Genomic DNA, 11364 nt, shown 5'->3' with positions numbered 1-11364 from the left:
AAAATTACCTCATACACAAATGTAAGTTTTAGCGATCGCTGGTTTTTGATCCGACCTCACAAAATCGCGTTGCTCCCATAGAACATCGCGCTAATATTAAGTAATATTTTTTAGAAATAGACTTGTGCTAATTTTCAAAATTTTGAGTAGGGGAGAACATAGGCGGCTGTCCCTAGTCGAGGAGAGAAACACCCAAACAAGCAGATGAAAGCAAGAATCTCTGACTCCATTGCTAACCATTTTCGAGGTGGGGAAATGGCAACCCGGATCAATCGCTTGGACTGGTCGCAAACGCCGTTAGGCACAGTTGATACGTGGTCGCAGAGTCTCAAGTCAGTGGTCAAAACGCTGCTTGCTTCGAGCTATCCGATGATTCTAACTTGGGGCACAGATCTCATCCAAATTTACAACGATGCCTATTCGCAATTGATTGGCGAGAAACATCCCGCAGCCCTTGGGATTGATATTCGGATTACACTCGCCGAGGCATGGGACACGCTGGGGCCAATGATCGAAACGGTGATGTCAACGGGAGTGGCAAATCTGACACCAGCACTGCTCCTGTTGTTGGAACGTTCCGGCTACCGGGAAGAATCCTACTTTAGTGTTTCCCATGCTCCGGCAGAAGACGATTCTGGGCAGATTGTTGGGATGCTTGCGGTATGTAGTGAAGTGACACAGCAAGTATTAGGGGATCGGCGATTGCGGCTGCTACGCGATTTATCATCTAAAGCAGGCGCAAGCCAAAGCGTAGAAGCCACCTGCCTTGATGCGCTTTCCGTTATCGCATCCTCTCCAATGGATGTGCCGTTTGCACTGCTATATCTACGTGACTCCGATACTAAAAGGTTGATCTTACAAGGATGTGTGGGGATTCAAGCAGGGGAAATCGTCAGTCCGAGAACAATTGAGCTAGAAACCAATGGCACAGATGTTTGGTCATTGGCGAAGGCGGCAAATGGAGAAACGATTCTAATTGAAGGCATCGATGAACATATCACAATTTTAGGTGGTGCGTTTAGTGAACCAGTGAAATCTGCGATCGCACTGCCGATCGCCTCATTTGGGCAAACCGCGACATTGGGTGTACTGGTAGCCGGGATTAGCCCTAGCCGTGAGCTAGATGAGGGATATCGCTCATTCTACGAATTGTTCGCAGGTCAGATATCGGTTTTAGTCCGCAATGCTCAGGCATACGAAGAAGAACGCCGACGCGCTGAAGCATTGGCAGAGCTAGATCGGGCGAAAACAGTGTTTTTTAACAATATCTCCCATGAGTTTCGCACACCTTTGACATTAATACTGGGCCCGTTAGAGGATGTTCTCAGTAGCAAAAACGGGTCAAAGATGACAACTGAGGAACGTGAGCAATTGCAGCTAGTTCACCGAAACAGTTTGCGTTTGCTCAAGTTGGTCAACACACTATTGGACTTTTCGCGCATCGAAGCAAATCGGATTGAAGCAGTTTATGAACCTGTTGACCTTGCTGTATTTACAACTGAACTGGCCAGTGTCTTCCGCTCAACAATCGAACGGGCCGGTTTACGTCTAATAGTAGATTGCCCACCTTTACCAGAAGCGGTGTATGTAGACCGCGAAATGTGGGAAAAGATTGTTTTGAATTTGCTCAGTAATGCTTTCAAATTCACGTTTATTGGACAAATCAGTGTAACCTTACGTTGGTACACAGAATATGTGGAACTGGAAGTCCAGGATACAGGTACAGGAATTCCAGCAGCAGAATTGCCCCATTTGTTCGAGCGTTTTTACCGTGTACAAGGGTCAAAGGGTCGCACTTATGAAGGATCGGGGATTGGATTATCCCTAGTGCAAGATCTGATTCGACTTCATGGTGGCTCGGTTCGTGTAATCAGCAAAGTAAATCAGGGAAGTTCTTTCATTGTTTTACTTCCTACTGGTACTGCTCATCTGCCCACTGAACGTATTGGATCTGGGCATGATTTGCCGAACACTGCTTCAGTAACGGTTGCTTTTGTTGAGGAAGCATGGCGTTGGCTACCCCAAGCGGAGGGGGAGCAAGGGAGCAGGGGAGCACTTGTGCAGGGGAAAACTTACAGCAGTTCTTCTCCTCTGCCCCCCAGCCCCTCTACCCCTGTGCCCAGTTCTGCGCGTATTCTGTTAGCTGATGACAACGCAGATATGCGCGATTATCTAAAGCACTTACTCCAGGCAGATTACGAAGTAGAGGCAGTCACAGATGGAGTAGCTGCCTTAGTAGCAGCCCGCAGACAAATACCGGATTTAGTACTGAGCGATATTATGATGCCGGGAATGGATGGGTTGCAATTGTTGCGCGAATTGCGCTCTGAATCATCCACTCGGGAAGTCCCTATTATCTTGCTATCTGCTCGCGCTGGTGAAGAATCTCGCGTTGAAGGCTTAGAGATGGGTGCAGATGATTACCTGATCAAACCTTTTTCGGCGCGAGAACTGCTGGCACGGGTACGAACAAACTTAGAGTTGTCCCGACTGCGTAAAGATGCTTTAGCTCAACAAGCCGAACGAATTCGGGAGCAGGCAGCGCGAGTTGAGGCGGAGGCCGCCAATCGCATGAAAGATGAATTTCTGCAAGTACTTTCCCATGAGATTCGCACACCGCTCAATGGAATGCTTGGCTGGGTTAAAATGCTTCGCCAAGGTAAATTAAATTCATCTGAAACTATTCGGGCGCTAGAAACTATTGAGCGCAATGCCAATGCTCAAGCGAAACTAGTAGACGATTTGCTCGATGTTTCATGTATTATCCGAGGGCAACTGCGCCTGGAAAAGCTTCCAGTTTCTTTAATCTCAGTGATTACTGAAGCTATCGAAACTGTAAAACCACAAGCTGAAGCTAAAGATATTACGATTAACTGTATGCTTGATCCGTGCGCTAGTTCTGTTTGTGGAGATGCTAGTCGTTTACAACAAGTAGTGTGGAATCTACTGAATAATGCAATTAAATATACACCCTCTAGGGGACGGGTAGAGGTTTGCTTAGAAGCTGTGGGTACAGACGCGCTTCTCCAAGTCAAAGATACGGGTAATGGTATTAAAGCTGACTTCTTGCCCTACATTTTTGAGCGTTTCCGTCAGGCAGATGCAAGTACAACCCGAAGCTATGGGGGACTAGGCTTAGGGCTAGCAATCGTCCGGCATTTAGTGGAAATGCATGGGGGAACAGTAGAGGCCGATAGTCCAGGGCTTGGGCTGGGAGCAATCTTTGGTGTGCGCTTACCTCTGATGAGCATCTCTTATATTTCTGAGGGTGCAGAATCAATTTCTGTAAACGATGAGAGTCAAATTTCACTCAACGGTTTACGAGTATTAGTTGTTGATGATGAAGCTGATGGACGTGAGCTTGTTGCTTTTATCTTGGAGCAACATGGTGCTTTGGTAAGTGAAGCAGCATCAGTAGCTCAAGCATTGTCAGCGTTAGAGTCGGGAATGCCACACATACTGATTTCGGATCTTGGTATGCCAGAGTCGGATGGCTACAGCTTTATTCGTCAAATTAGGGCTTTACCAGGAGAAAAAGGGGGGAAAATCCCAGCGATCGCTTTGAGTGCTTATGCGAAAGAAGAAGACCGAAGGCGGGCGCTACTGACAGGCTTTCAAATGTATCTGTCCAAGCCATTTGATCCAGATGATTTAATAGTTATGGTCGCAAATTTGTCAGGTCGTTTTCAGCAGACTTAACCCTTGAATTCATTTATGTTTATGTTAATTGTGCTTTAAATCATAACTTGAGGTGCGATTCGTTCAGCCGAAACATGGTTTACCCAGTTTAATCATTTATCCTGTCTACACTGCTTCCTAAAAATACGGTTGCAATGGCGATAAGCTCTCGCTTAAGCGCGACACAGAAAACAAGATTACTTCCTTTGCCACTCACAAAGTACAAATATAGTGATTCATGGTATCGCACTGGCTCTGACCTTTGACAAGCTGGGTATTGTCTGTGGTAGTGTAACTGTATATCATCTAGGTGCAAACACAAAATAAGATACAATATTAATGTATTTTTAATAAGCAAGGCGTTAAATCCTTGCAAAAATAGTATTAAAATTTAGCTTTTGCGAGTTTAATTAGCATAAAAAGCTACTTGTTCTCAAGAAATGGCAAAGGAGAGTGTTATTAAGCGTATATTAGTTTGTGACGATGTGGCTGATAATTCTTTTCTTCTAAAAACGATTTTACAAGCAGAAGATTGTTTGATTGAAATCGTTGATTCGGGTGCAGCAGTGCTAGCTTACCTTGAAACAGCCTCTAACCCACCTGACTTGTTAATACTAGATGTAGTGATGCCAAAAATGGATGGATTTGAAGTTGTTCGTCACGTCCGAGAATCGACGAAATTTCAATATATTCCGATTTTGCTGGTGACAAGTTTCGATGAAGATGATGCTGATAAGGCTGTTGATATAAAGATAGATGGGTTCATCAAGAAGCCGATTGACCCTGATCTAGTAACTGCTAAAGTTCAAGAAATTTTAGCTCGGAATTCCGAAAATTTTCCTATTAATAATAACTCCATTTAGAGATGATGGTTATAAATGAGCCGTTTACAAGAGAGCATCTTGGACATATTCTATTAGTACATCCGGCTCAATTGGCTTTCGGATAACTGCCATTAATTTCACATTAAGCTGCTGATTTAAAAACACCTCTCCATAGTAAATTGAGATAAGCTAATGTTGTCCTTAAGAATGTCTATCTCTCCAGGAGAGAGTACTTTATCTTTCATTTGTTGAAGCTCATGTAGAGCAGTGTTAGCATCGATAGCACCAAATTTGAAGTACTCAGTTAGATTACCAATGCGATAATTGTAATTATGATAGCGGTGTTTAAAATATAGTTCGACATTACCCCTGTGTGGCCAAGTTCCAAGTATTTGAATAGCAACAGTTTGATAAGGGATAAGTAAGTCCGTTTTTATTTCTGTCAATCGCTGTTGGATGGGTCTGGCGGTAACTCCTATCTTGTACAAAGTGCCAATGTTAGTTTGAATCTCTAAAAAATATAAAGAGCAGGATAAAATTCGTTGAAATTGAGCGCGATAAAGTGTTAAGTCAGTAAGGCAATATAACTTATCTGCTGCATTTTTATATAAAGCGTGTTTGGCTGCTAGCTCCAGTTTCAGTAGCTTTTTGAGTAACAGAGGTTCTTGTACTTCGTTGAAAAAACTGAATTCTAACGCCCCAACAGGAATTCTCGCTAAACTAGTAAATTCATAAGCTGGAGGGGTTAAATACACATTTTTCTTGAACATTCCAGCTTTGAGAAGCCCTGGAGTAACTAAACCAGGGCTGATAGGATAATTGATTGAGCCGTATTCTTTCCAAAGCAATTTTAACTGTGCTAAATCTTTACGCGATAGGTAAATATTAAAATTATCATACAGTGGTAAAATCGGGAAATCACGATTAGCTATAGGTAAGCAGGTCGCTGAAGAATGTGCAAAATGATGTTGTTTGACTTTACCTTTTTTAGCAGTTAGTCCACCGTAACAATAAGGGCATTTAAGCTCGGTTTTACCACTACCAACATCTTCAACATAGACTAATTGTCCATCTGGAGCTATACCAAATTTGAGCCACATTGTTACACTTACTCATTAACAGAAAAACCGATTGGGGCTGATAGTAGAAAGTTCAAGCAAGCTTGAATAATTTGCAAATATGCAAAATTTGGCTCAAACTAGTGCTAGTGTACTATAGGATTTCTAATTTAGGATTTAATTTGCTTGAAAATCGTGTGAAAAGCGAGACTGCTTGTAGTGGAGCTACCCTTGGGACAAGAATCTGTCGCTAAAACGAGAAAAATAGTTCACGTTGATATGGATGCCTTCTACGCATCGGTGGAACAGAGGGACAACCCTAGCTACCGAGGCAAACCGTTAGTAGTCGGTGGCAGTCCCAATCAACGAGGCGTAGTTGCAGCAGCCAGTTATGAAGCCAGAAAATTCGGTATTTACTCTGCGATGCCGTCAGTAACAGCTTTTGCAAAATGCCCCGGACTGATATTTGTCAGACCAAGATTCGATGTCTATCGAGAGATTTCCACTTCAATCCACGCCATCTTCAAACGCTACACTGATTTAGTGGAAGGAGTTGCACTAGATGAAGCATATTTGGATGTGACTGAGAATAAGCAAAGTATCCCCTACGCTTCTACTATCGCAAGACACATCAAAACTGCAATTTTCCAGGAAACCCAGTTGACGGCAACCGCAGGTGTGTCAATTAACAAGTTTCTTGCAAAAATGGCATCAGGGCAGAACAAGCCGAATGGACTAACAGTGATTTTGCCAGAGGATGCGATCGCCTTTGTAGAACAGCTAGTGATTGAGAAGTTCCACGGGATTGGAGAGGTGACGGCGGCGAAGATGCACTCACTGGGCATTCATAGTGGTGCAGATTTAAAAGGGCGATCGCTCCTGGAGCTAATACACCACTTTGGTAAAGCTGGTCAGTATTACTACAAGATTGCCAGAGCAGAAGATGACCGCCCAGTTGAAGCAAATCGAGTTCGTAAGTCCATCGGTGCAGAAACCTCGTTTGCACAAGACTTAAGCGATGTCGGTCAAATGTTACAAGAACTCGAACAGATTGCCCAAATTGTCGAGCAACGGTTGGAGCAGCATGAAACGCGAGGACGCACATTAACTTTAAAAGTCAAGTTTTCTGACTATCAGCAGTTAACCCGTAGTAAGACAATGCTTACTCCCATCAGTGAACTATCTACGATTTTTGAGATAGCTAAAGCACTGTTTGAGTCGATTGATCTGGAAAACCGCAGTATTAGGTTGCTGGGCATTTCTTTGTCTAACCTGGATAACGCCAAACAAACCCAAGTAATTCAATTGCCGTTATTTAAGAATGCAGATATCACTTGGGAGTGATTGACTTAGTTCTATTTTTATGGAACTCCCTGAAACAAAAATCTATTACACTTCAAGAGAAGTATTTCAAAAATTGAAAGCAACAGGCATTGATTTCATGCCCCTCAAGGAAGGGTTTTCATACCATTCAATCTGATCTGTATCTAACCGCAGATTAGGCAAGCGTTGGACAATGGTATTTATAGCTATTTGTGCCTCAAGTCTGCCAAGGGATGCGCCGAGGCAAAAGTGGGTTCCTTTGCCAAAAGCTAAATGTGGGTTTTGTGAACGTGTAATATCTAATTTGTCGGGATTGAAGAATTGCTCAGGGTCACGGTTAGCAGAACCAATCGCTAGAAATAGGCGCTGCCCTTGGCGAATTTGTTGACCATTGATTTCGAGATCGGTAAGTGCTATGCGGGCTTGCCGTTGTACTGGGCTATCGTAGCGCAAAAACTCCTCCACAGCAGTTGTGATTAAGGAAGGGTCATTCTTTAACTTTTGCATCTGACTGGGATTTGCGAGTAAAGCAAGTAAGCCATTAGCAATTAAGTTAGTGGTAGTTTCATGGCCTGCAAAGGTTAAGAAAACACAATTTGATAAAATTTCTTCGTCTGAGAGTGAATTTTCTTTCTCTTGTGCAAAGATGAGGCTACTTATGAGATCATCTTGGGGTTGACAACGACGTTCTTCCAGTATGAAGTGGAAGTATTGTTTCATTTCCAGAAGACTTTTTTTAGCATTAGTCAAAATTTCTGTGTCCATACGGAACAGTCCAAAAAATTTAGCTAAATCTGATGACCATTTCTTAAACTGTTGGTAGTCTTCGGAATTTGCACCCAGCATTTGTGCAATAACGATTGCAGGTATTGGGTAAGCTAAATCATGAATAATATCTATGTTACCCCGTTTATAAATACTATCGATAAGTTGGTTTACTAAAGAGTGAATACTGGGTGCCATACTGCCAATAATATGAGGAGTGAATGCTTTATTAAATAGCGTGCGTAGACGTGTGTGTTCTGGGGGGTCGCAAAACAGCATCCACTTTGATAAACTTTCCAAAAGTGGAAATATATTCTGTTGCTCTAATTGGGATAATTTGCTAATTGGCGGACGTTTAGCCGAAATCCGTTTGTCTTGCATTGCAAATGCAACGTCCTGATAACGCATGAGATACCAGCCCCCCAAAAAATCATTCCAGTAAACAGGCTCTTGTTGCAAAATCCGACGATAAGTAGGATAGGGATTGGCAAAGACTTCTGGGGCAGTTAGATTATATCGGTCTTTTTCTGGATTAGTTAATGATGTCATTTGTCCCAAGAACACTTACTTTCAAGGCACTTGCTCATTCAGCTTACTATGAACCTATTCCACGAATAAAGTATAAAGATTACGGGAAACAGCATTTCAAATGCTGACCAATCCCCCAAATCTTCGCCTAGCTGTAAAGAAAAAAGCAAATTGACTGATAATATAAAGCTCTACAATAGGCAATCTTCTGACTGGAAACATTGATTATGAGCTTTGCTAATAAAACCATTGTTCTCACAGGTGCATCAGCAGGGATTGGGCGAAAGCTGGCAATCTCGTTAGCCCAACAAGATGCAAATTTAGTCTTGGCGGCTCGTAATCAAGAAGAATTAGAACAGACACTGACTGCTTGTACAAATCATACACAGAAGGTGATTGCAGTACCTACAGACGTAACTCATGCCGTTGCTTGCCAGCAGTTGGTAGAGAGAGCGATTGGCGTGTTTGGGCAGATTGATATTTTGATCAACAATGCCGGAATTGGAATGCTGACGTGCTTTGATGAAGTCACAGATTTGTCCGTTTTTGAGCGGGTAATGCAGGTCAACTATTTAGGTGCGGTCTATTGTACTCATTATGCCCTACCCTACCTAAAAACTAGTCGAGGACTATTAGTGGCGATTTCTTCAATTTGTGGCAAAACAGGTGTACCGACTCGTACAGGTTACGTTGCCAGTAAACACGCCATGCAAGGCTTCTTTGATACATTACGGATAGAATTGCACTCAACAGGAGTAGATGTATTGGTTGTTTCACCAGGGTTTGTCGCCACAGATATTCGGCAACGAGCGTTGGGAGCAGATGGAAAACCATTAGGCAAAAGTCCGCGTGATGAAACGCAAGGCAATATGTCAGTAGATGAGTGTGTACATCAAATTATCTGGGCGATGGAGCGGCGTAAAAGAGAACACGTCATGACGTTGAAAGGTAAAGTACTCCCTTGGGCAAAGCTAATTATGCCAGGATTGGTTGATCGTATAACTGCTGCGACTGTTCGCAAGCCAACTGCTACCCAGAAGTAACCAGAACTTTAGAAACTGCGTTGAGAATATATGATTTTCTGTAATTTTTAGTACTACACAGTAGAGCTTGATGCAGCTCTCTTCTTGCCCACTCTCCACTGAAAACATAAAGCCCCCGCCCTCCACAGCGCACCACCAGAAAACCCTTTGGTTTCCAGTAGTCCCTCACTGCTTCGGGTTGCCATTGCCGGGGGAAGAGGTTGTAGACTTGCACTGGAGTTCCAATCGGTACATCTGCAATAAACTCCACATTTTCCCACCTGGAGGAAGATAGTCGTAGCTTTTGATCCCACCAAGTAGTTCAAGAATGGTCAGGTGTTCGGTAGTCGATTTGACTCAGCCAAGGGTACTCTCATTGTGAGTACCCGATTTAACTGTAAGTTGTTCCGTTGTCAGGACGATGGTTTGGGCTGTTGCACCTTTAGCATTGTGGCATCTCGGCTCTATGCTAATCTATCTGGTTGTATCAGTTAGCCTCCACTGCTCTCAATTTCGAGCTAGTACAAATTGCTCTAAGTCATGATGCTGCCCTTTCCAAAATCCATGCTGTTTCAGTACACCCCTACTTTGGAATCCTAATTTGAGTAATAGTTTTTTGGAAGCGATGTTATTCAACATTACTTCAGCAGTAACAAATTGCAAGCCACACTTAGAAAACCCGAATTGCAGAATAGCTTGTAATGCCTCTGTCATAAACCCTTGCCTCCAATAAGTACTGGCAAGTTCATAACCTATATCAGCACTCATTGCTTGTGTGTCCCATGTAAAACCACAGGAACCAATTAAGGTGTTGTCTTGCACAGGCGCAATTCCCCATCGGATTCCACGCCCGATTTCAAATCTTTTTGTCCGGCGCTCAATAACACCAAATGCCTCTTCAAGTTTCGTGAAGGTATCAAGGTCATGAAATTGAGTTACTTTTGGGTCAGAAAACACTGTAAAAACAGCAGGAGCATCTTCTGGGATTTCTTGACGCAAAAACAGACGCTCTGTCTCTAACCTTGGAAAAGAGGTCAATGAGACATTTTTGTTCATTTGAAATTTCGCCTTCTTTGTTTTAGCTTTAAAGATATTACCTTACTAACATTTATAACTATTCTCAGCATCCTCAACCGCGAAATTTCTTTGCTCAGTCGGGGTTGAAAAAGGTTAAAAAGATAACAGAATGGGAAGTGCTAAAAGCTACGATAATTTTGTGCGTCTGCGATTGCATTGCACCCTTATATACCCTGCCATAGCTATCGCCTCCCCTCCTAGCCAAGCAACAACCGTCCTCTGCCTCCTGCCTTTCTTCTATCAAGTGAGCAAATTAGAATATGTAAGGAATTAATCGTTTCGTGCATTGTCTGTAAACTTCATATTCATCACCAAAGGTATCAAGTAGCATCTGTTCCTCCTGTCCAATTCGTGTTGCATACGCAATACTAAAGCCAATGAATCCCGATAGACCTGCAATCAAGTTGGAGAGCAAGAGTGCTTGTGCAATGCACAGTAGCAGAACAGAGGTGTACATAGGATGACGGATGTTTCGATACACACCACTGGTGGAGAGAGTATGTCCAGCCCGGATTTGCAGTGTTGATGACCAATTTTGACCCAAGTCGTGATGACTGCGCCAAAACAACCAAAGGGAAAGCGCAAAAATAGCAGTGCCTAATCCATTTGCCCAAATTGGTAGATGGTAGTTAGCAAAATTCAACCAAGGAGATAGAACATGAATCAAAGGAAGAAGCAGTATCCCAACCAATAGCAGAAGGCGGACTATCTTTTCCTGGAGGGTTTTTCGTTCATCAACAATTATGTTCTGTTTTTGTATTTGTTGCGAAGGAATTCTAATCAACAGCCAGAACACTATCCCCAGCATGAAAATGCTCTTTGAGACAAATGGATTCATCACCGCTCCAATAGACTACAAAACACTAAGTGAATATTTAGCTAAAATTATATTTAAGTATCTGTTTGTTGCTCTAAGCAAGCTGATAAATTACCTTAATTAGTAGTTTTTTAAGAGATTATTTAATCATTAAACTCAACCGTCCACCCCTCGCCCCACAAGACACTCCACCATCATCGGTGAGAGGTTAGAGGGATTGCACTTTTGTCAAGAGGGTGCAGGAAAAGGGGATAAATCCAGCTTGGAGACTG

At 42.9% G+C, this 11364-nt stretch carries 9 protein-coding genes; 4 read left to right on the top strand and 5 right to left on the bottom strand.

Annotation, left to right across the window (positions count from 1 at the left end; genetic code table 11):
* Nucleotides 1–204 precede the first annotated feature (204 nt).
* Complete coding sequence (locus tag ACEYW6_RS34720) at nt 205–3699, top strand: ATP-binding protein (RefSeq protein ID WP_412983376.1); 3495 nt, start codon at nt 205–207, stop codon at nt 3697–3699.
* Between the two features lie 419 nt (nt 3700–4118).
* A complete protein-coding gene (locus ACEYW6_RS34715) occupies nt 4119–4541 on the top strand; it encodes a response regulator (protein ID WP_412983375.1) in 423 nt (140 codons plus the stop codon).
* A 116-nt stretch (nt 4542–4657) separates the two neighbouring features.
* Here the strand turns inward: ACEYW6_RS34715 and ACEYW6_RS34710 are convergent, their stop codons facing one another.
* Nucleotides 4658–5602 (bottom strand): GIY-YIG nuclease family protein, encoded by a 945-nt coding sequence (locus tag ACEYW6_RS34710; RefSeq protein ID WP_412983374.1) that lies wholly within the window; start codon nt 5600–5602, stop codon nt 4658–4660.
* A 177-nt stretch (nt 5603–5779) separates the two neighbouring features.
* Between ACEYW6_RS34710 and dinB the strand changes: the two genes are divergently transcribed.
* Nucleotides 5780–6904: a DNA polymerase IV gene (dinB, locus tag ACEYW6_RS34705; RefSeq protein ID WP_412983373.1), complete on the top strand. Its 1125-nt coding sequence runs from the start codon at nt 5780–5782 to the stop codon at nt 6902–6904.
* Between the two features lie 66 nt (nt 6905–6970).
* Here the strand turns inward: dinB and ACEYW6_RS34700 are convergent, their stop codons facing one another.
* On the bottom strand, nt 6971–8197 hold the full coding sequence (locus tag ACEYW6_RS34700; protein WP_412983372.1) for a cytochrome P450: 1227 nt from the start codon (nt 8195–8197) through the stop codon (nt 6971–6973).
* A gap of 206 nt (nt 8198–8403) precedes the next feature.
* Here ACEYW6_RS34700 and ACEYW6_RS34695 point away from each other — a divergent pair, with 206 nt between their 5' ends.
* Nucleotides 8404–9219, top strand: a complete 816-nt coding sequence (locus ACEYW6_RS34695; RefSeq protein ID WP_412983371.1) for an SDR family oxidoreductase — start codon at nt 8404–8406, stop codon at nt 9217–9219.
* On the opposite strand, the gene ACEYW6_RS34690 is transcribed toward ACEYW6_RS34695, so the two are convergent.
* From ACEYW6_RS34690 to ACEYW6_RS34680, 3 genes are all read right to left on the bottom strand, one after another.
* Nucleotides 9206–9469, bottom strand: coding sequence for a hypothetical protein (locus ACEYW6_RS34690; protein ID WP_412983370.1), 264 nt, complete (start codon nt 9467–9469; stop codon nt 9206–9208). The two genes, ACEYW6_RS34695 and ACEYW6_RS34690, sit on opposite strands and share 14 nt — an antisense overlap.
* Before the next feature lie 236 nt (nt 9470–9705).
* Nucleotides 9706–10254 (bottom strand): GNAT family N-acetyltransferase, encoded by a 549-nt coding sequence (locus ACEYW6_RS34685; RefSeq protein WP_412983369.1) that lies wholly within the window; start codon nt 10252–10254, stop codon nt 9706–9708.
* A 274-nt stretch (nt 10255–10528) separates the two neighbouring features.
* Nucleotides 10529–11113 carry a protein-S-isoprenylcysteine O-methyltransferase gene (locus ACEYW6_RS34680; RefSeq protein WP_412983368.1) on the bottom strand — a complete coding sequence of 195 codons (585 nt, stop codon included), beginning with the start codon at nt 11111–11113 and terminating at the stop codon, nt 10529–10531.
* Between the last annotated feature and the right edge of the window lie 251 nt (nt 11114–11364).

Origin of the sequence: Nostoc sp. UIC 10607 (assembly GCF_047228265.1) — a bacterium.
GTDB classification, from domain to species: Bacteria; Cyanobacteriota; Cyanobacteriia; order Cyanobacteriales; family Nostocaceae; genus Nostoc; species Nostoc foliaceum_A.
The sequence above is the reverse complement of the archived record's forward strand: the minus strand, read 5'-3'. Positions and strand labels throughout refer to the sequence as shown.

Excerpts from the sequence above, each read along its gene's own strand:
- ACEYW6_RS34720 (WP_412983376.1), top strand. The coding sequence starts at position 205 with ATGAAAGCAAGAATCTCTGACTCCATTGCTAACCATTTTCGAGGTGGG.
- ACEYW6_RS34715 (WP_412983375.1), top strand. The coding sequence starts at position 4,119 with ATGGCAAAGGAGAGTGTTATTAAGCGTATATTAGTTTGTGACGATGTG.
- ACEYW6_RS34710 (WP_412983374.1), bottom strand. The coding sequence starts at position 5,602 with ATGTGGCTCAAATTTGGTATAGCTCCAGATGGACAATTAGTCTATGTT.
- ACEYW6_RS34700 (WP_412983372.1), bottom strand. The coding sequence starts at position 8,197 with ATGACATCATTAACTAATCCAGAAAAAGACCGATATAATCTAACTGCC.
- ACEYW6_RS34695 (WP_412983371.1), top strand. The coding sequence starts at position 8,404 with ATGAGCTTTGCTAATAAAACCATTGTTCTCACAGGTGCATCAGCAGGG.
- ACEYW6_RS34685 (WP_412983369.1), bottom strand. The coding sequence starts at position 10,254 with ATGAACAAAAATGTCTCATTGACCTCTTTTCCAAGGTTAGAGACAGAG.
- ACEYW6_RS34680 (WP_412983368.1), bottom strand. The coding sequence starts at position 11,113 with ATGAATCCATTTGTCTCAAAGAGCATTTTCATGCTGGGGATAGTGTTC.